Here is a 22,646-nt window from a genome sequence, read left to right as displayed (position 1 = left end):
CGCCTTTTTGTATTGTATCAGAGCACAATATAGCGTTACGGCATAATTGCTTCTTTTAAATACTGAAACAGCTCTTTGTAGGCTTTGCCTGGCTTCTCGGCTTTTACTTCTTTACTTGCTTGGCGCGCCATCTGGCGCATTTTTTGACGCTCAAGTTCAGGATACTTATCCAATAGCTCATTAATCTTGCTATCTCCTTTGGCAATCACTTCATCGCGAATAAGCTCAATCTTGTTCAGCAATACGTCTGCTTTATTGTTCTTATTTAGCATCAAATCCATCGCAGCCTGAATCTCTTCGACATTTGGAGTACTACGCAATGTCTTGGCAATGTAGTTCATATGACGACGGTAAGCATCTGTTTTAGCACGGATCCTATCCGCAACAGTCATGGCCTCTTTAAGCTCGTCCGTTAGAGGTAACTTCTCACGCTGCTTCTTGGCAAGCCCTGCAATTTCACAGCCTAGTTCATGCAACTCTAGCGCCTCGCGCTTAAGCTCGCTTTTTGAAACGTAAATAATCTCTTCTTCGGTCGTTTGCTCGTGTTTAGCCATTGGTCTTGTCTATACTAGTAAATATTAAGGTCTCTAACATTAGAGTATACCACAATTGATCACTACAATAGTTAGTAGCTGTGATAGCATATTAACTAATATGTTTTAGTTAGACGAGCGAGCGGATAAGGTATCTATGACTCAACCTCAACAACACCCTATATATAATCAAATTGATGATGTGAAAAATGCAGTTGCCGATGTGTTAGCGCATGCTAAAAAACTAGGTGCAACCTCGGCAGAAGCGGCGATGTCTAGCACCTCAGGTCTGTCTGTAAGTACACGAATGGGAGAGGTTGAAACCATTGAGTTTAATCAAGATGGTGGTCTTGGTATCAGCGTGTATGTGGGTAATCATAAAGGCTCAGCATCAACCGCGGATTTGAGTCCTGAAGCCCTGCGCTCAGTGGTTGAAAAAGCCGTAGATATTGCTCGATTTACCTCGGATGACCCCTGTAATGGTGTGGCGGATAAAGCCTTGCTAGAGATGTCACCAGCAGATTTAGATCTTTTCCATCCTTGGCAAGTTTCTCCCGATGAAGCCATTGAGCAATGTATTGCTGCGGAAAAAGCCGCGTTAGAATTCGACCCTCGAATCGTCAATTCTGATGGCACGAGCTTATCGAGCCACCAAGGGATCCGTGTATATGGCAATAGCCATGGCTTAATAGCAGGGTTCCCACGTACCAGACACAGCTTGAGCACTATGGTGATTGGTAAAGAAGGTGAGCAAATGCAACGGGACTCTGCATATACGTTATCTCGCGTGCACACAGAGCTAAAATCCCCTGAAGAAGTTGGTTTAGAAGCCGCGCAATCAACGCTGGAAAAATTAGGCAGTCGTAAGGTATCAACACGTAAAGTGCCTGTTATTTTTCGAGCGGATATCGCGAACAGCTTATTTGGGCACTTAGTGTCAGGTATTGGTGGCGGCGCGCTATATCGGAAGTCTAGCTTCTTGTTGGACTCTTTAGACACACAGATTTTTAATCGCTGCGTAAATATTGAAGAGAAGCCTCATTTACTAAGAGGGCTTGCTTCGAGTCCTTTCGATAGCGAAGGTGTAAAAACCATCGATCGTGAAATTATCACAGATGGCGTGCTTAATACTTACTTATTGGCAAGCTATGCCGCGCGCAGAATGAATATGCAAGCGACAGGTCACGCAGGTGGGATCCATAACTGGTTAGTAAAACCAACACACGACGATTTAACCAGCCTACTTGCGTCGATGGGCACTGGCTTATTAGTCACTGAACTAATGGGACAAGGTGTTAATACGGTAACTGGTGATTACTCAAGGGGAGCAGCTGGCTTTTGGGTTGAAAATGGTGAGCTTCAATATCCTGTAAGTGAAATTACTATCGCTGGTAATTTAAAAGATATGTTTATTGGGATTGAAGGCGTTGGCGGTGATATTGAATGCCGAGGCGCAGTACAAACCGGCTCTATACTACTCAATAATATGCAAATAGCGGGCGAATAACTCCCTTCATCAGCTCAAGAAATGCTGGTTTTGACCAGCATTTCCCGCCATTTCGACACTGTTACACTAATAACCAAGTTGCGGTGCCAAGGAATGCAAAAATCCCGACAATATCGGTAACCGTTGTTAGTACCACACTACCAGCTAGTGCTGGGTCGATATTCATTCTCTTTAGCATAATTGGAATACTGGCACCCGCGATACCTGCTGCGACTAAGTTCATAAACATTGCGAAGGCAATAACTGCACCGAGTGTGAAGTCCCATTGCCATACAGCAATAACCCCAGCGATCAAGACAGACCACAGCACGCCGTTTAAGGCGCCGATCGCCAGCTCTTTACCCATTAAAAACTTTTGGTTAGTCTGGTTAATATGACCAAGGGCAATACCACGAATCACTAGGGTTAGCGTTTGGCTACCGGCAACGCCACCCATACTTGGTACTATGCCATTTAACACTGCGAGAATAGGTAAAATATCCAGAGTACCTTCGAAGAAGCTTGCAACAAACGCTGCCATCAATGCGGTTAACAGGTTAATCCCAAGCCAAATAGAGCGGCGCTGGCTACTTTTTAGAACTGGCGCAAAGGTGTCTTCTTCATCTTCAAGACCTGCCATACTTAACAAGCTGTGCTCAGCATCTTCACGGATGACGTCAACAACGTCATCAATGGTGACACGACCAAGCAAATGAGCGTTATCGTCAACTACAGGAGCCGAGATCCAGTTATGACGCTCAAAAAGCTGCGCCACTTCAGACTCATCCATGGAGATAGGGATCGTTTCCTTATCTTCATCCATCAAGTCTCGAACCATACTGTCAGGAGACTTAGTTAATAAGGTATTGACAGGCAGCGTGCCTAAAAAGCAGTTATCTTTATCAACTACATACAACTCGTCCGTACCGTCTGGCAATTCGCCTTTAAGACGTAGATATCTAAATACAACTTCTAAGGTAACATCGGGTCGAATAGTGACCGTGTCAGTGCTCATTAGCGCACCGGCCGAGTGTTCCTTGTAGGACAAGGCTTGTGTCGCACGTTCTCTATCTTGGCTATCCATCGCACCGATAACGTCTTGGTAGACGGTATCAGGCAGGCTTCTTAGGACATCACCAAGGTCATCGTCGTCCATGTCTTCTGTAGCGGCAGCAATTAGCTCCGGCTCCATCTGGGCGATGATCCCAAGTCTTACGTCCTCTGACAGTTCCTCTAAGACATCCCCTTGGATATCTGGGTCAACGAGCTGCCACAGCATAGAGCGAACTTTATGAGGAGATGATTCTAAAAGCAGTGCTGTGTCACAAGGAGCTGTTTCTGCGAGCATACGCCTAACTTGAACAAACTGACCACTGTTTAAGGCTTTAGTTACCTTTTGGAGTTGTTCCAGTGTGTAGTCTTGTTCAAATACTTCAGGCATAGGCATCCTTTTTGATAATAATGTTGGCTAACGTGATTTAGTTAACCTAATTCATTTACTTTATCGCAGAAACCAATTTCTTAATTTGAATTTTATTCGTGTTGTTTCTGCTGGTGGGTTGCTACCGTTAATACACGTTAAAGGTGTACGCAACGATAAAGTAGGATTTTCTCGGCAACTCGCTTTACTGCACGAAAGAAACCTAAATTGGTATTACAGTGTAACTCAGTTTATTGAGAACTACCAAGGTTTACGCTTAATTATGAGAGACTTATTATACCAATTCGCTTAATTAAGTGATCTATTTTGAGGCGAGAAAATCTTGTCGATAACACGGCGAAAATTTTGCTATTTAGTTGTTCTAAATGAAAAATTTTTAACACAGTTAGCGTCAGATTTGCTCCTTCAAATTGAGCAAGTATTAAGACTAATTGGTATTAGGCCAGTCTGGTTACGGAGGGGGAGATTAGCAGGGAATAAATGAATCAGACCTTAGTGCTATTTTGGTGCTAGTAGCCCAAGTTACTCGGATTCATTAAATTTATTTTCTATTAGTCCGCCAATGGCGTCTAGTGCATACTGAGCATCAGGACCTTCACAAACCACTCGGACTTCTTTCCCTTGGCTGCTTTCAAGTAACAACAGCGCTAGTACGCTGTCAGCAGCTGCGCTTTTGTCTCCTTGATATAAGGTCACTTCGGCATCAAATTGGGTTGCTAATTGTGCAAGAACCGTCGCTGCTCGAGCGTGCAGACCAAGCTTGTTCTGAATTAAAAACGTATCTTCTAACATTTAACCCTCTTGCTCACGGTGGCGAATTTTGACGTTGGGATGGGTTTTAGCAAAACGCTCACCAATGGTTTGCGCTAAGTATACCGAGCGATGCTGCCCACCAGTACATCCTATCGCGATCGTTAGATAGCTGCGATTGTTACGCTCTAAGTGTGGTAACCAAGTTTGTACAAAGGTTTGGATCTGCCAAGTAAACTTTTGCACTATGCTGTGACTCGACAAATAGTCTTTGACTGGCTGATCTAGGCCAGTTAGTGGCTTAAGCTCAGGCTCCCAATGTGGGTTGGGCAAAAAGCGCGCATCAAAAACGTAATCCGCTTGTTTTGGGATGCCGTGTTTAAAGCCGAAAGATTCAAAGGTAATAATGAGTTGTTTGTCTTTTTTACCTAAGATTTTTTCGCGGATATCTTCTGCAAGTTGATGAACGCTCAGGCCTGTAGTATCAATGAGAAAATCGGCGCGAGTGATCAACACGTCTAACAATTCCCGTTCTTTCTTTATCGCAACATCTAATGGAAGATTATGCAGTGAAAGAGGGTGCAAACGGCGTGTTTCTGAGAAGCGTTTTATCAGGGTTTGATCGTCACTGTCTAAATAAAACAGGGTAGGTTTGGCAAAGCCAGGTAAGTATTCAAGAATGTCATTAAACTCGTCCTGTTCTTTAGGCAAGTTTCTAACATCAATACTGACTGCAATTTTATTATAATTGTCCGAAACACTGCGGACTAAAGACGGCAGTAAATTGACCGGAATGTTATCTACACAATAGTAGCCTAAGTCTTCCAATACTCGAAGCGCTACAGATTTACCAGAGCCTGAGCGGCCACTGATAATGATAAGCTCGAGTCCTTTTTCTTCATCACTCATCAAGTTCACCTTGGATCACAGCATATAACTCATCGTCACTTTTTGCTTGTCTAAGCATTTTGCAAAAAGACTTGTCTTTGAGTGTATCAGCAATCGCCGCTAAGGTCTTCAGGTGCTGTTGATTGTCACCTTCGGGTACGATGAACGCGACAAAAATATCGACAGGCTGCTTATCTATGGCTTCAAACTGGATCCCTTGCTCGCTGACAAGCACCATTGCAAGGATTTTATCCAAACCTTCAAGTCGACCATGGGGAATGGCAATGCCTTTACCGATCCCTGTGCTGCCTAATTTCTCTCGCGCCATTAAGGCGTCCAAGATAGCATGCTGACTGGTATTTGGAATTTGGCTATGGGCCAGTTCGCTGATGTATTCTAAAATACGTTTTTTGCTATTAAAAAGGACCGCAGCTTTACTGCAGTCCTTGTTCACTAATTCACTTAATTTCATCTTAGTGTCGAGTGAGCTTCTCTTTGTGTTTAATAACTTGACGATCTAGCTTGTCGATAAGGCCATCAATTGCGGCATACATATCTTGATGCTCTGTTGATGCAAATAGCTCGCCGCCGTTTACGTGTAATGTTGCTTCTGCTTTTTGTACTAGCTTCTCGACATCAAGGATCACATGCACGTTATTGATATGATCAAAGTGCCTTTCTAGCTTCGCAAACTTGTTGGTGACATAGTCTCTTAATGAGTCAGTAATTTCTACATGGCGACCAGTTAGATTTAGTTGCATAAGCATTTTTCCTTCTTGGGTTTTACGTCTTATATCAAGCTTTTACGCTGATTTGACGGTGGAATGGCTAGGGATTCACGATATTTTGCAATCGTACGTCTCGCTACCTTAATTCCTTGCTCAGCTAAGATATCTGCAATTTTGCTGTCACTCAATGGCTTCGCGGTATTTTCTGCAGCTATCAGCTTTTTGATAAGTGCTCTAATTGCTGTAGAGGAGCACTCACCTCCATTTTCTGTACTTACATGGCTAGAGAAGAAATACTTCAGCTCAAATATTCCCCGAGGTGTATGCATGTATTTTTGTGTTGTCACACGGGAAATTGTGGACTCATGCATCTCAACCATTTCAGCAACATCATTTAGCACCATAGGGCGCATTGCTTCGGGGCCATGTTCAAAGAATGCCTGTTGTTGTTGCACAATGCAATTGGTAACTTTTAATAATGTATCATTTCGGCTTTCTAAGCTTTTAATAAACCACTTTGCTTCTTGTAAATGTGAGCGAATAAACTGACTATCCGTACTGGATTTCGCCGTTCTAGACATCGCAGCGTAATGGTCGTTTACTCTTATTTTAGGCATAGCATCAGGATTTAGCTCTACGACCCAGCGACCTTTTACTTTTTTCACTGATACGTCAGGGATCACATATTCAGGCTCTTCATGAATAATGCTTGCCGCTGGTTTTGGGTTAAGGCTATGAATTAACGTCATGACCTCTTTGAGATCGGCTTCTTTAAGGCGCGTTTTCTTAGCCAAAGTTCGATAGTCACGGCTGGCAAGCAAATCGATATGCTCTGTCAGGATCATTTTCGTTTCGGTAATCCATGGCGTATCTGGGGCGAATTGATTTAGCTGAATACACAAGCACTCTTGTAAACTACGCGCTGCGATACCGACAGGATCGAAAAGTTGGATACGTTTGAGTACGGCTTCGACTTCATCCAGCTCAATAGGCTCTTCGCTACTTTCATCATTAATGCTTTCTAAAATGTCTTCGCAAGACAGTGTTAAAATGCCTGACAGGTCGACTGCTTCAATAATCGCAATCGCAATCGCTCTATCTGTTGGACTAAATGGTGTCAGCTCAAGTTGCCACATGAGATAGTCGTGGAGAGATTCAGAGGTTTCCCCTTGATAAACATTATCGTCATCGGGAAGTGGGCCTGAACTTGCAGCGGGTGCTGCGCTCATATATTCATCCCAAGTGACATCCATGGCAAGGTCATCACTGACAGTGTCTTTGCTCATGGCGGTATCTGAGTCTATCTCATAGTCACTAACCTGCGCTTCATCGCTTGAATCTTGATTGTCGTCAGCACTACTCTTTTCTTGGCTGTGTTGGTCAGCGTTTTCGCCGTCAGTATTATCACCTTCTTCCACTTCCAACAATGGATTGCTGTCTAATGCTTCTTGTATTTCTTGTTGCAGATCCAATGTACTGAGCTGCAGCAAGCGAATGGCTTGTTGCAGTTGCGGAGTCATTGTAAGTTGCTGCCCCATGCGCAGCTGTAATGATTGCCTCATGTATCTCTAACAATCCTTTTTAACAGTTATTAATACTACGTCTTAACTATAGCTTGAATTGTTCGCCTAGGTAGACATCTCTTACGGTTTGATCTGCCAAAACATGTTCTGGCGTGCCTGCAGCGATTAACTCACCATGTGAAACGATGTAGGCTTTTTCACATACGTCCAGTGTTTCTCTAACGTTATGATCGGTGATTAGCACACCGATACCGCGATTTTTTAGGTGCTCTATGATTGTCTTTATATCTAACACCGAAATAGGATCAACACCAGCAAAAGGTTCATCTAACAGGATAAACTTAGGATTAGCGGCTAAAGCGCGAGCAATTTCTACGCGTCTTCTTTCGCCTCCCGATAATGCCATGCCCTGTGAGTCACGAATGTGTTGAATATTAAATTCGTCCAGTAACTCGTTTAGTTCAGCTTCTCTCTCAACTTTAGATAAGTCTTTTCGAGTTTCTAAAATCGCCATCAAATTTTGATAGACCGTGAGTTTTCTAAAGATTGAAGACTCTTGCGGTAGATAGCCAATACCAAGTCGCGCGCGGCTGTGCATCGGTAGCAAAGTGATATCTTCATCATCAATCTGAATAAAACCTTTGTCGCTTGGTACTAACCCTACAATCATGTAGAACGTAGTGGTTTTACCTGCACCATTTGGTCCTAATAAGCCTACAATGCTGCCAGCCTTAACACTTAAGCCAACATTTTTGACGACTTCACGACCTTTATAACTCTTTGCTAGACCAGTTGCTTTGAGCTCGCTCATTAATTGTTACCTTCTTCCTGCGCTTTTTTATCTTTTGCGTCTTTTTTGTCATCAACAGGAACAAGGATGGTTCTTACCCGAGAATCTTCTTGGTCTGAGCGCTCAGCACTGATCAATTGCTTTTCAATGTCATAGGTGATGACTTGCGCATTGATTTTTTGCCCAGTTTGATTGATTTCCGCATCGCCAGAAATGACTAAGGTGCCTTTTGCAACGTCGTAACGAATTTCGTTTGCTTTGGCTTCTAGCAAATTACCATCAGGTTGACGTTCGCTGAAAATAGCAGGGCTGCCAGTTGCAACAAGTAGTTGCTTGTTAGTACCAAGCTCCGCGCGGCGGTGGACTTCTAGGCGATCGGCATTTATTTTTCTGTTGCCATGAATAATAACAACATTTTGTTCAAAAATACCGATGTTGCTTTGCAGTTGAGCTTGCTGACGGCCAGCATCAATAATGACTTCATTTTGTTCTGCAGCAATTGCTAGAGTAGAACTTGCAAGCAAGCCGATGAAAACTAGTTTGTTAATGATTTTACTGGTCATAATAAATTGTCTTTGTGTGGTTGATGAGTTCGATCACTTGCTTTTGTAGATCCGCATGCAGCCCTTTACCCGTGATCCTAAGACTAGGACCTGTGATAACGACAGGGTGTTCCGATTTCATCAATTTTTGCTTAATTTCAACTCTTACATTATCGGCATTGATATCGGTGATCATGGCGTTAGGCGTTAAATTCTTTGCCAGCACATTGCCTTCTAATATCAAGGTATTGTTTTCGTACAGTGTTGCTTCTAATGCACTTATTTGCCAATTCTGCTCACCGTTATATAAGGTGAAAATAGGCTTTTCAAAGTGACTAAAGCCAAGATCTTGATACAACTCCATCTTATCAGCAGTTACCTGATAGTTTAATAAGCCATTTTCACTATAGGTCGTTTGCTGAAGCGTGGTTGCAACATAATCGGGCTTAGCTAACGGTTCATCTTCTTTTGCTGAGTCCGCCTCTGATGGATTCAACATGGGCGACCACATCCATACCATTAGAGAAGCGAAAACAATGAGTAAGATGACACGTAATACGGTCATGTACTTGATCCTTTGGAAGTCAATAAGTGATTTTGGCTGAGCATTAGAAGATCAGTCAGTTCTCTCACGGCACCAAAACCACCAGGCATCAAGGTCGTGTAATGGGCGATATGTTTAACAAGAGGATGTGCATCATTGACGGCAACGGCAAAACCGACTTGCTCCATTACGGGTAGATCTGGGCCATCATCACCAATATATGCAATTTCGTCATCACTAAGGCTGAGCTTAGTCTTCAGTTCATCATATGCCACTAATTTGTTTTCTTGGCCTTGGTAAATATAAGTTACATTTAAACTAGTCATGCGTTGCTGAACTATTTGTGAATGCCTACCTGTGATAACGGCGACTTCGATACCACTATCAATTAAGGCCTTAATACCAAACCCATCTTTGGTATTAAATGCTTTCAGTTCTTCTCCATTATTACCAAGGTATATACGTCCATCTGAGAATACGCCATCAATATCGCAAATCAATAATTTGATTTGTTTTGCTTTTTCCCAAGCTTCAGGTGAAATCGTCTGATATAAATCTTCAAATTGCATTACAGCACCCCCGCTCTAAGTAAATCTTGCGTATTCAAGGCGCCAACCGGTATGTTGTTTTCGTTTACCACAATCAAGCCATTAATTCGTTTGGTTTCCATGATATTGAGTACCTCAGCTGCGAGCATATCGGCGCGTGCAGTCGTACTTTTAGCCGTCATTACTTGCGTGATTGGGGTGGTGTGAATATCGACCTTTTGTTCGATAATACGGCGCAAGTCACCATCGGTAAAAATACCTTGTAATTGCGAGCTTTCATCTACGATTGCCGTCATACCTAAACTTTTAGCTGACATTTCAAATAAAGCTTCTTTAACTGTGCAATGACTATTGACCATAGGGATTGCATCCCCTTGATGCATGACGTCAGCAACGGTTAGTAGTAGACGCCTTCCTAAACTACCGCCAGGATGGGAAAGTGCAAAATCATCAGCCGTAAAGCCTCTGGCTTCAAGTAGCGCAACCGCGAGCGCATCACCCATCACTAGCGTAGCTGTGGTGCTCGCCGTGGGTGCAAGTCCTAATGGGCAGGCTTCTTTTGATACTTTAACACAAAGGTGAACCGTTGCATTACGAGCCATTGTAGAGCTCGGGTTACCTGTCATGGAAATAACGGGTGCCCCTAAGCGCTTTATCACAGGCAGGATTGAGATCACCTCTTGGGTTTCCCCTGAGTTGGAGATCATCAGTACCACATCATCTTTGGTGATCATACCCAAGTCGCCGTGACTTGCTTCTCCTGGATGAACAAAAAATGCGGGGCTGCCAGTACTTGCGAGTGTCGCTGCGATTTTGTTACCGATGTGGCCTGATTTACCCATGCCAATCACGATGATGCGACCTTGGCAGCCAAACATAATTTCACAGGCTTTTACAAATTGTTGATCAACAAACTGTTGCACTTCTTCTATTGCTGCAAGTTCAGTAGCAAAAACTTGATTTGCAGAATCAATAAATGGGTTCGTTGTCACAAGGCTTCCTTAAATGATGTAGTAAATATAACCGACGAAGCTTGCGACAAGTATGCCACCTTCCAAGCGGTTGATGCGGCGCTGACCTGTTAGGCTGAGGCTCATTAGGATAAGCAGCAGTGTCGCGCCAAGCATAATAAAGATATCACGTGACGCAATATTGGCGTCGAGGACAGATGGGTTAATAATCCCAGCAATCGATAGCACTGCCAATATATTAAAGATGTTCGAGCCAATAATATTGCCAAGCGCTAGATCGTCTTCTTTTTTAAGTACGCCAGCAACACATGCCGCAAGCTCGGGTAAACTAGTACCAACGGCGATAATGGTTAATCCTATTAGCAGGTCACTCATGCCAAAATATTTGGCGATGTCAACCGCGGCGCCAACGAGATAGTCCGCGCTAATAGGCAGTAAAATCATACCCACGATTAACCAGAAAACGGCTTTTTGAGTTGGAATATTATTTGGCACTTCTTCACAGGCTTCACTGACAAATGGGTCATCATTATCTCCACCACCACGCTTGGTGATAATGATAAGTGCAAGAAGAAAAGCGGCGAAACCGACTAATAACAAAACACCTTCTACGAAACTAAAGTGGTTATCACTAACGATATACCAAGCTGCCAATGAAACGATGACTAACAGCGGCATTTCGCGGCGCAAAATACCAGAGCCTACGGAGAGTGGCCTTAATAACGCGGTGAGACCCAAAACGAGTAAGATATTGGCGATGTTAGAACCTATGGCATTGCCCACGGCGGTGTCTGTTTTATCTGCAAGAGCGGCTTGCGCAGCAACCATCATTTCTGGTGCTGAAGAACCCATGGCCACGATAGTCAAACCAACAATTAATGTTGGCACACCAAAGTTTCGTGCAAGAGCGGCCGCACCAAAAACAAAGCGGTCAGCACTCCAAACCAGTGCAATAAAGCCAAGAATGAGAATAACAAACGATAAAACCATGAACCTCTAGCCAATAGGATTAAAATTTCGATAGATACTACCAAAAGCGCTCTGGAAAGTATAAGCAAACCGTTACATTTCACTACTTACAAAATTTTACCAAAACGATTTTCCATCTTGTTTGAAAAAAAAGTATCATACTTGGATGAATATAGTCTGGATCTGGAGAGCGACTTGTCGCAGTCAATTGTAGAAATCAAGGATGTAACCTTCTCTCGGGGTGAAAGGATCATCTACAAAAACATGAGCTTTTCCGTACCAAAGGGCAAAATTACCGCAATAATGGGACCGAGTGGCATTGGTAAAACTACCATGTTGCGATTAATCGGTGGTCAGCTTAAGCCTGATAGCGGTGATATTCTTTTTGCTGGAAACAGTATCCCTATCATGTCACGAGCAGCTTTGTATCAAGCTCGAACGCGCATGAGTATGTTATTTCAAAGCGGTGCTTTGTTTACCGATATGAGCGTGTTTGACAATGTGGCATTTCCTCTACGCGAGCATACCGAGTTATCTGAAGAACTAATCCGTTTAGTGGTGCTAATGAAGCTTCAAGCGGTTGGTCTTCGTGGTGCAAAAGATTTAATGCCGGCAGAGCTCTCTGGCGGTATGGCAAGACGTGCGGCTTTAGCGCGTTCTATCGCACTTGATCCTGAATTAATTATGTACGATGAACCGTTTGCAGGTCAGGACCCAATCTCCATGGGTGTTCTAGTTCGCTTGATTAAGTCGCTTAATGAAGTGTTGGGATTATCGTCGCTGATAGTTACCCATGATGTCACCGAAGTACTGAGCATTGCTGACCACGTCGTTATTATTGCTGAACAAGGTGTGATTGGTACGGGAACCCCTGAACAGATGCTTGAACACGAATCGCCATTAGTGCAGCAGTTCTTACAAGGCCTTGCGGATGGTCCTGTGCCATTCCACTTTAAAGCGCCAGATTATCAGCAAGCGCTGTTGCAAGGAGAGTGAGTATGGTCGACTTTTTACAAAAACTAGGCCACAAAACCCTCAGCCGTTTTGCCGCACTTGGCCGTGCCACAACAATGCTTTTTGGGGCGCTATGTAGCTTACCTAATTTCCGAAAAGGCACGCCGCTGTTGATAAAGCAACTTTACATGGTTGGTCATCAATCATTGTTGATTATCATGGTGTCTGGTTTATTTATCGGCATGGTATTGGCATTACAAGGCTATACCGTGTTAGTTGGGTATGGCGCTGAAGATAGCCTTGGACCTTTGGTTGCTTTGAGTTTACTTAGAGAGCTGGGCCCTGTGGTAACCGCACTCTTATTTGCAGGACGTGCAGGCAGTGCGTTAACTGCAGAAATCGGTTTGATGAAGGCAACGGAGCAATTATCTAGTTTAGAAATGATGGCGATAGACCCGCTTAAGCGCGTGGTTGCCCCTCGTTTTTGGGCCGGTTTTATTAGTATGCCGTTACTCGCACTGATATTCTCTGCGATCGCTATTTTAGGCGCACACTTGGTCGGTGTTGATTGGTTAGGCGTAGATTCAGGTAGCTTCTGGTCAATTATGCAATCGCAAGTGTCGTTTCAACAAGACATCTTAAATGGTCTTATTAAGAGTTTCGTATTTGCACTATTAGTAACTTGGATCGCGCTATACAAAGGCTATGACTGTATTCCTACTTCAGAAGGAATAAGTAAAGCGACGACAGAGACGGTAGTACATTCTTCACTGGCTGTACTTGGCTTTGACTTTGTATTAACAGCGGTTATGTTCTCAAGTTAAAAGGTTTTAAAAATGAATACACGGAAAATAGAAATTTTAGTTGGGTTGTTCGTGGCATTGGGCATTGCTGCATTTGTTATGTTGGCGCTAAAGGTGGCTAACTCAGGTTTAAGCGGCAACGGTGAAACTTACACTTTGCATGCTAAGTTCGAAAATATAGGTTCGTTGAAAACTCGTGCCCCAATTAAGGTGGGTGGGGTTGTGATTGGCCGTGTTGATGGAATTCACATCCATCCACAAGAGTTCGTGCCAGTAGTTTCAATGAGTTTAGATAAAAACTACGAGTGTCAGTTTTCCGATACGTCGTCGGTTTCGATTTTGACTTCGGGCATTTTGGGAGAGCAATACTTAGGTATTTCTCCCGTTATTGCTGCTGACTCTGCGAAGCAAAAATGTCTTGGTCAGGAGGTAACGAGTGAAGATAGCGTTGATCTTGAGTCTCTTTTTGGTGTGGAAACAAAAGCGTTAAAAGACGGTGACATGATCACAGATACAAAATCGGCACTGGTATTAGAAGAGCTAATTGGTCAGTTCCTATTTAATCAAGGGAGCGAGTAAATATGTTAAAAAACATCTATGCAAAATGTCTGACTTTGCTTGTAGCATTGATGGCTACCGCATTGGTTCAGGCGAAAGAAGTGGACTCAAGCGATCCTTATAAAATGGTGGAGCAAGTTGCGGCGCAAACTTTTCAGCGTGTTACGAAAGAGCAAAACATCATTGAAAAAGACAAAGAACACTTACGCGTTATCGTAGAAGAAGAGCTCTTGCCTTACATTGATTACAAATATGCTGCGTATCGTGTATTAGGTTCTTATATTCAAAAGGTTCGCAACATCGAAAGTAAAGAGGAGAAAGCTGCTGCTGTCGAGCATATTAGAGAGTTTATTGAGGTATTCAAAAATTACTTGGTAGCGACTTATGCTGGTGTATTTACTCAATATAAAGACCAAAAGGTAGAGTTTGGTGAGCATCGCTCATTTGAGAATGAAGCTGTGGTGGTTGTTAAGACCAAAATTGTAGAGCCTGGTAAGCCTGATATCAAAATTGATTTCAAAGTTAGACGCGGTCAAGACGGTGACTGGCGTGCTTTTGACATGATGGCGGAAGGCATTAGTTTACTCGATGCCAAACAATCGGAGCTACATGGTATTTTACGCCAGCAGGGTATTGAACATGTGATCCAACTGTTAGATAAGAAGAGCAAGCTTCCGGTGCAATTTAGAGGAAATGATGGTGACGCCTAGTATTTCATTCACCGAAAGTAAAGGTGAAATCGTGTTAACTGGTGAACTTACGAGAGCGAGTTTACCAAGCGCACTGAAACAGTCGACCATCGTTCAAGTGTTGAAAAATGCACAATCAACCGTCTATTTTAACCTTTCTGAGGTGACAAGGGTTGACACCGCGGGCTTAGCTTGGTTAATTCACTCTTTAGGTCAATTGAAACAGCGCGACATTCGTCTCGAGCTGAAAAATACACCTGAACAACTGCAAAATTTAATGGAGTTGGGGCAGGTGACAACCCTATTTGAGTGAGTCTAATGGAAACAAATCAAGTCGAAACTTTATTGAGAGATGCACTATCGCTTGACGAGATCATCGTCAAAGCTAATGGTAGTCACTACGAAGTCATTGCTGTTGGAACGTGTTTTGACGGATTAAGAAGGCTGAAAAGAGAACAGCTGATCTACGGCCCACTGATGGATACTATTAAAGACGGCACCATCCATGCTGTTAGTATTCGTGCATTCACACCTGATGAATGGCAAAAAGAGCGCAAATTTATTCTTCCACAATAACGGAGTGCCGCAATGGATCAGTTTGTTATCCAAGGTGGCACCACTTTAGCCGGTGAAGTCACTATTTCAGGGGCTAAAAACGCAGCCCTACCTATTTTATTCGCCGCTCTGCTTGGCGATGGTAAAAGTCGTTTTTCTAATGTACCGCACTTACGCGATATAGGTACCACTGAAGCCTTATTAAAAACACTGGGCGCTGAAGTTGAGTGGGACGGCGATATCTTAGAAATCAACGGAGCAACGGTAAATAGCGTGCTTGCACCCTATGAACTCGTTAAGCAAATGCGTGCGTCGGTACTCGCGTTAGGCCCATTAGTCGCAAGATTCGGTCAAGCGCAAGTATCCCTACCGGGAGGCTGTGCGATTGGTGCTCGTCCAGTCGATCTGCATATTTCAGGCCTTGAGAAAATGGGCGCCAAGATCAAAGTTGAAAATGGTTATATCCATGCGGTAACCGAAGGTCGTCTTCGTGGCGCTGAGATCTTTATGGAAACCGTCAGCGTTGGTGCTACTGAAAACTTACTGATGGCTGCAACCCTCGCCGATGGTAAAACTGTGATAGATAATGCTGCGCGAGAGCCAGAGATTATTAACTTAGCGGAATGCTTAGTTGCCATGGGTGCTAAGATCAGCGGTGCAGGTTCGAGCCGAATTGAGATAGAAGGCGTTGAGCGTCTTAATGGTTGTGAGCATAAAATCCTTCCTGATCGCATCGAAACAGGGACCTTTTTGGTTGCTGCGGCAATGGCAAAAGGCGAAGTGCTGTGTAAAAACACGGATTATCATAGCCTTGAACCTGTGCTTGAAAAGCTACGCGCCGCCAATGCTATTGTTGAGGTAAGTGAAGACAGTATTTATGTGGATATGCGTCAACGCGCTTTGAAAGCCGTTAATATCAAAACCATGCCACATCCTGGCTTTCCAACCGATATGCAAGCTCAGTTTACCGCATTAAATGTGGTGGCTGAAGGCAGCGCGACAATCACAGAAACTATCTTTGAAAACCGCTTTATGCACGTGCCAGAGCTACAGCGTATGGGCGCGAATATTCGTTTAGAAGGCAACACTGCAATTTGTGGTGAGACTGAGTCGTTATCTGGTGCACAGGTAATGGCGACCGATTTGCGTGCATCTGCGAGTCTTATCCTAACGGGTATTGTGGCAACAGGCGAAACCATAGTCGATCGCATCTATCACGTTGATAGGGGCTATCAGAAGATAGAAGATAAGCTAAGTCGGTTAGGTGCAAATATAAAACGCCGTAAAACCTGAGCTTAATTAAGCGAATTGGTAAAAAACAAAAAAGCGTCTCTCTGGACGCTGTTTGCTTTGCTTAATACAGTCCTGTTTCGAGTTCAGCGACTTCCACCGTAATGGTGAGGCGCTGACCGCCTCTGAGTACTTCAAACTCGAGTTTAGTACCAGGCGCAGTGTTGCCAATCGTCTTCAATGTCCTTTGCGGATTAGTCACAGGCTCTCCACCTACTTTAACCACAATATCATGCTCTTTCATGCCAGCTTGCCATGCGGGACCTAGCGGGTCTAATTCGCTCACAGCAAGGCCGACAATTGGTGTGTAGAGATCCGTTACGCTTTTACCTGTATTGTCAACTGGCGTGCCTCTAAAGCCGAGATAGCCCCGGATCACTCTGCCATCCATAATGAGTTTATGCATCACGTCCATTGCAAGGTCATAAGGGATCGCAAAAGAGATACCTTGGATATCAATATTCAAACGCGTGCGAAATTGTGCAGAGGTAATGCCAACTAGTGCGCCATTAGAATTGACAACGGCACCACCTGAATTACCAACATTAATCGCGGCATCCATTTGCAGCAAGTTATTGAACTGGCTTTCTGTGAGAGTCTGTTTGCCAGTTGCACTGATAATGCCTTGCGTAATGGTTTGTCCAATGTTCAATGGGTTACCAATTGCAAGCACCACATCACCAACACGTGGTGAGTAGTCATGATCGATAGGAATGACAGGCAAATTCTCAGCTGGAATTTTTAATAAAGCTAAGTCCGTAATCGTGTCAAAGCCTATCAGTTGCGTATCGCTATACTGGCGGCCATCAGGAAGAAGCACAATGATTTGGTCGGCATTGTTCACCACATGATAGTTTGTCAGTATGTAGCCATCTCGGCTCATAATAACGCCAGAGCCAAGTTCTCTAACCGTGCTTTGGCGCTGATATCTTGGCTGATTGCTAAAGCCCTCGGAAAAAATCGTCACGACCGCTGGAGCTGTTTTTTCTACAGCATCAGCAAAACTCATATGATGGGCCTGAATATGTGGGGCCTCAAGTTTTGGCAAGTTATCCCTTAGCTCAGGATTAAACCAAATGATGATAAAAGCGATCCCAAGTCCGGCAAGCAGCGGTGGAAAAATGAATTTAATTAATTTGAACACAAGAGCTTATATTTATCGTTATCTAATACTGCTAATAATGACACAAAAAAAAACACAGCGACAAGTTTCGCTGTGTTTCATTTTTAATATTTGTCTATTTCGTTACTGAATGAGGTAGAAAACCGTCTCGCGATCGCGTTTAATCCCAAGTACGATATTACCTTTAATACCATTAATTAGTTTAGACATATCTTTAACACTAGTGACACGTTGGCGATTCACTTGCATGATCACATCGCCTTCTTCAAGGCCAACGCGTGCAGCTGGTGAGCGAGGTTCTACTGAGGTAATGACGACACCTTCATTGCCATTGCGCTCGCCACTCTCTAGTACCGCGCCTCGTAGGTTTGGATGTACATCCTCTGCATTCGCCTGTTCTTCTTGCTTACCACCAAGCTCTACGTCGATAAATTTGGTTTTGCCATCACGGTAAACACCAAGTCGTACCTCACGACCTTCACCCATCGTAGCCACTTTACCGTGGAGTTCATTAAAGCTTTCAATGTCGTCGCCGTTGAGGCTGACAATGACATCATTGGCTTTCAGACCCGCTTTGTCCGCTGCAGAATCTTCCACTACGCGCATGACATAAGCACCACGCTTAACATCAAAGCCTTGTGCTTTAGCAAGACCAGCATCTAAGGTACGACCCAATATACCCAATGAACCGCGACGAACTTCTCCGTACTCAACAATTTGATCCACTAGGTTTTTCATCATGTTTGATGGAATAGCAAAGCCGATCCCGACATTACCGCCAGACGCGCCTAAAATAGCAGTGTTGATACCAATGAGTTCGCCGTTTAAGTTAACTAGCGCACCACCTGAGTTACCTTGGTTGATTGCCGCATCTGTTTGGATGAAGTCTTCATAGCCTTCGATATTTAAGCCGCTACGGCCTAGTGCACTGATTATTCCTGAGGTGACGGTATGACTTAATCCAAATGGGTTACCAATAGCAACGGAAAAATCACCCACTCTCAACTTGTCTGAATTAGCGAGTTTTATTTCTGTTAGGTCTTCGCCGTCGATTTGTAGCAATGCGATATCAGATTCGGCGTCGCTACCGATTAATTTGGCCTCAAATTCTCTGCCATCCTTTAAAGTGACAAGCATTTCGTCTGCATCATCAATAACGTGATTGTTTGTAACGACATAGCCTTTATCTGCATCGATGATGACACCTGAGCCGAGGCCACTAAAAGGGCGCTTTTGGCTACGAGGCTGCGGTTGTCCAAAGAAAAAGTCGAAAGGGTCGACACGGCGACGCACTTCTTTAGCACCTTTTACTTGGATACTAACAACGCCCGGGGCGACCTTTTCGAGCATAGGTGCTAGCGTTGGTAGTTGTTGGCCGTCTACGGCAACAGGAAGTTTGGCCATGCTTTGCTGCGGTAACAGCAATAAGCTAGAAGAAAGTAAAGCGGCCGATAACAAAGATAGTTTAAATTTCATAGTCGTGAAGTACTCCGCTATTAGCGTTAATATAAGTCATAAGGGGCTGATAATTAGCCTCTTATTAGGGCCTGTTGACCTTTGCTGTTTGACTTTTGTTCCCCTGAGTGGGTTTTGGTCGCGGCGCTCGACTTGCCGCCTAGTAATCTAAGCAAAAGTTGAGCAACAATGAACAAAGCGCACTCAGGGGAACCCAAAGGGCAGCGCTTGATTGGCATTTCTACTGTGTTATCGCCTGACTTACATAGACAAACTATGCTACACAGGCTCTGCCTTGTATAAATACCAATCAAACTGCTGCAAAAGCAAATTCGAAAGATCAATAGGCCCTAGAATCAATAACTTCTTTTAAAGACTATGGGGTCAACAAAAAGTTTCATCAAGAGGCTTTAATTTGCTCACTTTCTTTTTTTTGACCAGAAAATAACCCAGTTTCACCTTCGGCATAGTCACTCGGTGGTGCCTCAAAACTTGGATCTTGCTTACGTCTTCTCTCTGGGCGCGCTTGAAGAGAAGCTTGTAGTTGTTCTGTGGTTTCTTTCGAGAAAAAAGGATCCGCAGGATGAGATGGGCGATCCTGTGTCAGTAGTTGGTTGGTTTCTTCCACATGGGTAAGCAGTTGTTGATAACTATCCTGCATTTTATTTACTAGCTTTTTGGTGCTAGCGAGGTGATCTGATACGTCTTGACGATATTGCTCAAGGTCGTGTTTAGCTTGTTGTGCTTGCACTTCCAGCTCGTCGTGTTTGAACTGCTTTTTCGTTACAAAGCCACCTAAAAAGAATGCAGCAATGGCAACAATGATCAGTAATCCAAGCCAAGTAACGGTAGTCATAGGTTTCTCCCTGTGTGCCTCAACGGCAAATAAAATTAAAACTCTGTTAGAGTTAAATATACGCTGTGAATAGAGTCGTGTTAATATAACCTACAAACAAATCGTAAAAAAATATTTAAGTCGATGACGCCTTGGGAAAAATATCAGCAAGATCTACAACGTGATGATTTTCAATATGACAGCGCACAAGAAAATGCCGTAAAGCATTTACAGCGACTGTATGACGACCTTATCAATCAGCCCCCGGTCAAACAAAACTTCTTCTCGCGTTTGTTTGGTAAAGCTGAGCCGCCAAAAGTGAAAGGGTTGTACTTTTGGGGGGGAGTGGGGCGTGGTAAAACTTATCTAGTTGATACCTTTTACGATGCGTTGCCGACGGAGCGTAAAATGCGAGTGCATTTTCACCGCTTTATGCATCGTGTTCACGCAGAGCTGAAAAAGCTTAATGAAGTGAAAAATCCTCTGGAAAGCATCGCTGATACCTTCAAATCTGAAACTGACATTATCTGCTTCGATGAATTTTTCGTGCAAGACATCACGGATGCCATGTTACTGGGTGGATTAATGCAGGCGCTGTTTGCGCGCGGTATCGTGTTAGTGGCCACATCGAATATTGTGCCTGATGATTTGTATAAAAATGGCTTGCAGCGTGCGCGATTCTTACCAGCCATTGAGTTGGTAAAAGCCAATACTGAGGTAGTCAATGTGGACTCGGGTATTGACTATCGCTTGCGCACGTTGGAGCAAGCGGAAATTTTCCACAGCCCACTTGATAAACAAGCGGATGAAAACTTATTCGACTACTTTAACAAACTCTCTCCGGAGCCAGGTAAAGCCGGACAGGCGATTGAGATTGAAGGTCGGATGATCCAAACTCGGATGGTGTCTGATTGTATTGTTATGTTTGATTTCCCTGCGCTATGTGAAACCGCTCGTTCGCAAGTGGATTACATGGAGATCAGTCGCTTATATAACACCGTGATTCTATCTAATGTGAAGCAAATGGGTCAGCAAAACGATGATGCGGCAAGGCGCTTTATTGCGCTCGTCGATGAGTTTTATGAGCGTAATGTGACGCTTATCATCTCGGCTGCAGCGCCTATTACTGAACTTTATACCGAAGGTACATTGAATTTTGAGTTCAAACGCTGCATTAGCCGCTTGCAAGAAATGCAATCCCATGAATATTTAGCAAGAGAGCATTTAGCCTAACGGCAATTACTTTTTTGTTAAGAGGACTTGTTCGGTGTGGGTGTTTGTTAATATCCTATTTGAACGAGTCCTTGTCACGCACACGTCGTCATTTCGTTGGATTTTTTGCCTTTTCTATTTTTTTCGAAATTCTTCAGATTTTCTTGTAGAAAAAAGCACCAAGCGCTGGTTTTCACCCAGAAGGCTTGCTATAATCCGCGGCCTGCCACGTTGCGTTCTATTGCCCTCGTCGGCTTAGCCACTGACTTGAGCGGCATAAAAGTCTTAAACTCGAAGGGGTTAAAGCAAATACAAGTAGAGCGGTAGTCCAAGGACTGCCTGTGGTTTTAAAATTGAAAACTTTGGATTTTTATAATGAAAACGTTTGTTGCTAAACCAGAAACTGTAAAACGTGACTGGTACGTAGTTGACGCTGAAGGTAAAACTTTAGGTCGCATCGCTACTGAAATCGCTCGTCGCCTTCGCGGTAAGCACAAAGCTGAGTATACTCCACACGTTGACACTGGTGACTACATCATCGTAATCAACGCTGAGAAAGTTACTGTAACTGGTAACAAAACTCAGGACAAAATGTATTATGCTCACTCTGGTTACCCAGGTGGCCTTAAGTCTATCAACTTTGAGAAACTTCAAGCTAAAAAGCCTGAAATGATCATCGAGAAAGCGGTTAAAGGCATGTTACCTCGCGGTCCTCTAGGTCGTGAAATGTTCCGTAAACTTAAAGTTTACGCTGGTAACGAGCACAACCACGCTGCACAGCAGCCTCAGGTTCTAGACATTTAAGGAGCACTATCATGGCAAATCAATACTACGGTACAGGTCGTCGTAAAAGTTCAAGTGCTCGCGTATTCCTACGCCCAGGCACTGGCAACATCGTAATCAATAAGCGCTCTTTAGAAGAGTTCTTCGGTCGTGAAACTTCTCGCATGGTTGTTCGTCAGCCTTTAGAGCTAGTTGAAATGACAGAAAAGTTTGACCTATACATCACTGTTGCAGGTGGTGGTACAACTGGTCAAGCGGGTGCTATCCGTCACGGTATCACACGTGCACTAATGGAGTTTGACGAGTCTCTACGTCCAGCTCTACGTAAAGCTGGCTTTGTTACTCGCGATGCTCGTAAAGTTGAGCGTAAGAAAGTTGGTCTTAAGAAAGCACGTAAGAAGACACAGTTCTCTAAGCGTTAATTTATTACGTTTCAAGAATTCAAAAACCCAGCTTATGCTGGGTTTTTTGTTTTTAGCATCTCCTATACACATCAATCTCTCGTATTTACGAGGTATCTAATTCGTTTTGTCCTACTAATTTGCTCAAAAATATCGCGTCGAGTTAAAAAAGTTCAATAAATATAATAATTAGTGCAATTCGAGCGGTAACTTGGCGGTTTTTTTTGCTACAATTGGCGAAGCAAGTAGAAAGACCTGAGATCCAGTCACGAGAT

The 22,646-nt window shown here is 43.7% G+C and carries 27 protein-coding genes; 11 read left to right on the top strand and 16 right to left on the bottom strand.

Annotated features, from left to right (window positions below):
- Positions 1–35 precede the first annotated feature (35 nt).
- Positions 36–554 (bottom strand): ribosome biogenesis factor YjgA, encoded by a 519-nt coding sequence (gene yjgA / locus BB427_RS07700; protein WP_010376654.1) that lies wholly within the window; start codon positions 552–554, stop codon positions 36–38.
- Positions 555–690: 136 nt separating this feature from the next.
- Here yjgA and pmbA point away from each other — a divergent pair, with 136 nt between their 5' ends.
- A complete protein-coding gene (gene pmbA / locus BB427_RS07695; RefSeq protein WP_069020051.1) occupies positions 691–2,040 on the top strand; it encodes a metalloprotease PmbA in 1,350 nt (449 codons plus the stop codon).
- A gap of 61 nt (positions 2,041–2,101) precedes the next feature.
- On the opposite strand, the gene mgtE is transcribed toward pmbA, so the two are convergent.
- From mgtE to BB427_RS07635, 12 genes are all read right to left on the bottom strand, one after another.
- Positions 2,102–3,460, bottom strand: a complete 1,359-nt coding sequence (gene mgtE, locus BB427_RS07690) for a magnesium transporter (protein WP_039492930.1) — start codon at positions 3,458–3,460, stop codon at positions 2,102–2,104.
- A gap of 522 nt (positions 3,461–3,982) precedes the next feature.
- Positions 3,983–4,252: an HPr family phosphocarrier protein gene (locus BB427_RS07685; protein ID WP_010376658.1), complete on the bottom strand. Its 270-nt coding sequence runs from the start codon at positions 4,250–4,252 to the stop codon at positions 3,983–3,985.
- On the bottom strand, positions 4,253–5,119 hold the full coding sequence (gene rapZ / locus BB427_RS07680) for an RNase adapter RapZ (protein ID WP_010605937.1): 867 nt from the start codon (positions 5,117–5,119) through the stop codon (positions 4,253–4,255).
- Complete coding sequence (gene ptsN, locus BB427_RS07675; protein ID WP_010605936.1) at positions 5,112–5,570, bottom strand: PTS IIA-like nitrogen regulatory protein PtsN; 459 nt, start codon at positions 5,568–5,570, stop codon at positions 5,112–5,114. Before ptsN ends, rapZ begins: the two co-directional genes overlap by 8 nt.
- A gap of 1 nt (position 5,571) precedes the next feature.
- Positions 5,572–5,859, bottom strand: coding sequence for a ribosome hibernation promoting factor (gene hpf / locus BB427_RS07670; protein WP_010376661.1), 288 nt, complete (start codon positions 5,857–5,859; stop codon positions 5,572–5,574).
- A gap of 29 nt (positions 5,860–5,888) precedes the next feature.
- Positions 5,889–7,388 (bottom strand): RNA polymerase factor sigma-54, encoded by a 1,500-nt coding sequence (locus BB427_RS07665; protein WP_069020049.1) that lies wholly within the window; start codon positions 7,386–7,388, stop codon positions 5,889–5,891.
- Positions 7,389–7,434: 46 nt separating this feature from the next.
- Entirely contained in the window at positions 7,435–8,160 is a 726-nt protein-coding gene (gene lptB, locus BB427_RS07660) for an LPS export ABC transporter ATP-binding protein (RefSeq protein ID WP_039492925.1), read from the bottom strand.
- Entirely contained in the window at positions 8,160–8,702 is a 543-nt protein-coding gene (gene lptA / locus BB427_RS07655) for a lipopolysaccharide transport periplasmic protein LptA (RefSeq protein WP_045987637.1), read from the bottom strand. Before lptA ends, lptB begins: the two co-directional genes overlap by 1 nt.
- The gene (gene lptC, locus BB427_RS07650; protein WP_069020047.1) at positions 8,692–9,246 is read right to left on the bottom strand and encodes an LPS export ABC transporter periplasmic protein LptC; all 555 of its coding nucleotides are present in this window, start codon (positions 9,244–9,246) and stop codon (positions 8,692–8,694) included. The genes lptA and lptC overlap by 11 nt, the downstream gene beginning before the upstream one ends.
- On the bottom strand, positions 9,243–9,794 hold the full coding sequence (gene kdsC, locus BB427_RS07645) for a 3-deoxy-manno-octulosonate-8-phosphatase KdsC (protein WP_045987636.1): 552 nt from the start codon (positions 9,792–9,794) through the stop codon (positions 9,243–9,245). The genes lptC and kdsC overlap by 4 nt, the downstream gene beginning before the upstream one ends.
- On the bottom strand, positions 9,794–10,765 hold the full coding sequence (locus BB427_RS07640; protein ID WP_010605930.1) for a KpsF/GutQ family sugar-phosphate isomerase: 972 nt from the start codon (positions 10,763–10,765) through the stop codon (positions 9,794–9,796). The genes kdsC and BB427_RS07640 overlap by 1 nt, the downstream gene beginning before the upstream one ends.
- 9 nt (positions 10,766–10,774) lie before the next feature.
- Positions 10,775–11,734, bottom strand: a complete 960-nt coding sequence (locus BB427_RS07635) for a calcium/sodium antiporter (protein ID WP_010376669.1) — start codon at positions 11,732–11,734, stop codon at positions 10,775–10,777.
- Between the two features lie 174 nt (positions 11,735–11,908).
- Here BB427_RS07635 and BB427_RS07630 point away from each other — a divergent pair, with 174 nt between their 5' ends.
- From BB427_RS07630 to murA, 7 genes are read left to right on the top strand one after another with little or no spacing between them, the layout of a single operon-like run.
- Entirely contained in the window at positions 11,909–12,709 is an 801-nt protein-coding gene (locus BB427_RS07630) for an ATP-binding cassette domain-containing protein (RefSeq protein WP_175401260.1), read from the top strand.
- A gap of 2 nt (positions 12,710–12,711) precedes the next feature.
- Positions 12,712–13,491 carry a lipid asymmetry maintenance ABC transporter permease subunit MlaE gene (mlaE, locus tag BB427_RS07625; RefSeq protein ID WP_010376675.1) on the top strand — a complete coding sequence of 260 codons (780 nt, stop codon included), beginning with the start codon at positions 12,712–12,714 and terminating at the stop codon, positions 13,489–13,491.
- A 12-nt stretch (positions 13,492–13,503) separates the two neighbouring features.
- Entirely contained in the window at positions 13,504–14,049 is a 546-nt protein-coding gene (gene mlaD / locus BB427_RS07620) for an outer membrane lipid asymmetry maintenance protein MlaD (protein WP_045987634.1), read from the top strand.
- Between the two features lie 2 nt (positions 14,050–14,051).
- On the top strand, positions 14,052–14,738 hold the full coding sequence (locus BB427_RS07615) for an MlaC/ttg2D family ABC transporter substrate-binding protein (RefSeq protein WP_069020043.1): 687 nt from the start codon (positions 14,052–14,054) through the stop codon (positions 14,736–14,738).
- Complete coding sequence (locus tag BB427_RS07610) at positions 14,725–15,030, top strand: STAS domain-containing protein (protein WP_039492913.1); 306 nt, start codon at positions 14,725–14,727, stop codon at positions 15,028–15,030. Before BB427_RS07615 ends, BB427_RS07610 begins: the two co-directional genes overlap by 14 nt.
- 5 nt (positions 15,031–15,035) lie before the next feature.
- Positions 15,036–15,293 (top strand): BolA family protein, encoded by a 258-nt coding sequence (locus tag BB427_RS07605; RefSeq protein ID WP_039492911.1) that lies wholly within the window; start codon positions 15,036–15,038, stop codon positions 15,291–15,293.
- 12 nt (positions 15,294–15,305) lie between these two features.
- Positions 15,306–16,565: a UDP-N-acetylglucosamine 1-carboxyvinyltransferase gene (gene murA / locus BB427_RS07600; protein WP_017219046.1), complete on the top strand. Its 1,260-nt coding sequence runs from the start codon at positions 15,306–15,308 to the stop codon at positions 16,563–16,565.
- A 61-nt stretch (positions 16,566–16,626) separates the two neighbouring features.
- On the opposite strand, the gene BB427_RS07595 is transcribed toward murA, so the two are convergent.
- The 3 genes from BB427_RS07595 to BB427_RS07585 all read right to left on the bottom strand — a co-directional run bounded on the left by BB427_RS07595 (position 16,627) and on the right by BB427_RS07585 (position 19,996).
- Positions 16,627–17,706, bottom strand: a complete 1,080-nt coding sequence (locus tag BB427_RS07595) for a trypsin-like peptidase domain-containing protein (protein ID WP_039492907.1) — start codon at positions 17,704–17,706, stop codon at positions 16,627–16,629.
- A 102-nt stretch (positions 17,707–17,808) separates the two neighbouring features.
- Positions 17,809–19,161, bottom strand: a complete 1,353-nt coding sequence (locus BB427_RS07590; protein WP_010376687.1) for a DegQ family serine endoprotease — start codon at positions 19,159–19,161, stop codon at positions 17,809–17,811.
- Positions 19,162–19,540: 379 nt separating this feature from the next.
- Entirely contained in the window at positions 19,541–19,996 is a 456-nt protein-coding gene (locus BB427_RS07585; protein ID WP_010376689.1) for a YhcB family protein, read from the bottom strand.
- A gap of 123 nt (positions 19,997–20,119) precedes the next feature.
- Between BB427_RS07585 and zapE the strand changes: the two genes are divergently transcribed.
- From zapE to rpsI, 3 genes are all read left to right on the top strand, one after another.
- Positions 20,120–21,208 (top strand): cell division protein ZapE, encoded by a 1,089-nt coding sequence (zapE, locus tag BB427_RS07580; protein ID WP_039492905.1) that lies wholly within the window; start codon positions 20,120–20,122, stop codon positions 21,206–21,208.
- A gap of 354 nt (positions 21,209–21,562) precedes the next feature.
- Entirely contained in the window at positions 21,563–21,991 is a 429-nt protein-coding gene (gene rplM, locus BB427_RS07575; RefSeq protein WP_010376694.1) for a 50S ribosomal protein L13, read from the top strand.
- An 8-nt stretch (positions 21,992–21,999) separates the two neighbouring features.
- Positions 22,000–22,392, top strand: coding sequence for a 30S ribosomal protein S9 (gene rpsI / locus BB427_RS07570; protein ID WP_161796706.1), 393 nt, complete (start codon positions 22,000–22,002; stop codon positions 22,390–22,392).
- The last annotated feature ends 254 nt before the right edge of the window (positions 22,393–22,646 follow it).

Source organism: Pseudoalteromonas sp. BMB, assembly GCF_001709235.1.
GTDB lineage: Bacteria > Pseudomonadota > Gammaproteobacteria > Enterobacterales > Alteromonadaceae > Pseudoalteromonas > Pseudoalteromonas maricaloris.
This window is presented reverse-complemented; position numbering and strand designations above follow the sequence as displayed.